This is a genomic window from Brachybacterium sp. HMSC06H03, assembly GCF_001807385.1.
GTDB lineage: Bacteria > Actinomycetota > Actinomycetes > Actinomycetales > Dermabacteraceae > Brachybacterium > Brachybacterium conglomeratum.
On the sequence record NZ_KV788823.1, the window covers coordinates 1 to 961 of the forward strand.

At 68.3% G+C, this 961-nt stretch carries 1 protein-coding gene; it reads right to left on the reverse strand.

Annotated elements, in window-relative coordinates:
* Positions 1-45 precede the first annotated feature (45 nt).
* Positions 46-961: IS256 family transposase (locus HMPREF3159_RS10050; RefSeq protein ID WP_070500908.1), on the reverse strand; the 916-nt coding region annotated here is incomplete at its 5' end.

Genomic DNA, 961 nt, shown 5'->3' on the forward strand with positions numbered 1-961 from the left:
GGTCAAGTCCCCGGAAGTGGTGTAGCGATCCTTCGGCGATAGGGATCAGGCTGTCAGCGCGGGAAGTGCATCGGTGCTCACCTCGTTCACGGGATTGGTGGTGAGGGTGAGGCGGCAACGGGCCAGGACGTCGAGGCCGAGGTAGCGGCGTCCTTCGGCCCATTCATCGGTCTGCTCGGCCAGGACCGCGCCGACGAGGCGGACGATCGCCTCGCGGGAGGGGAAGATGCCCACCGAGTCGGTACGGCGGCGGATCTCGCGGTTCAGACGCTCGGTGGGGTTGTTCGACCAGATCTGGACCCACACATCCTTCGGAAACGCGGTGAACGCGAGGACGTCTGCGCGGGCGGCATCGAGGTGCTCGGCCACGGCCGGGAGCTTCTCACCGACGTAGTCCAGCAGACGCTCGAACTGCGCATTCACGGCCGCGGCGTCGGGCTGGTCATAGACGCTGTGCAGCATCGCTTTCACGGCTGGCCACATGCCCTTGGGGCAGATGCTCATCAGATTCGCGGCGTAGTGGGTGCGGCAGCGCTGCCAGGACGCTCCGGGCAGGTGAGCGGCGATCGCCTCGACCAGCCCCGCATGCGCGTCGGAGGTGACCAGGCGGACTCCGCCCAGGCCGCGGGCGACCAGGTCGGCGAAGAAGCTGTTCCAGGCCGCGCCGGTCTCGCTGGTCGCGACCCGGATGCCGAGGACTTCGCGGTGGCCGTCGCCGTTGACGCCGGTGGCGAGCAGGACGACGGCATTGATGACTCGTCCGCCCTCGCGGACCTTCATCGTCAGTGCGTCGGCGGAGACGAACGTGAACGGCCCGGCCTCGTCCAGGGGGCGGTGGCGGAACTGCTCGACGTGCTCGTCCAGATCGGCCGCCATGCGGCTGACCTGGGACTTCGAGAGGCTGTTGATGCCGAGGGTCTTGACGAGTTTGTCCATTCGGCGGGTGGAGACGCCGGCGAGG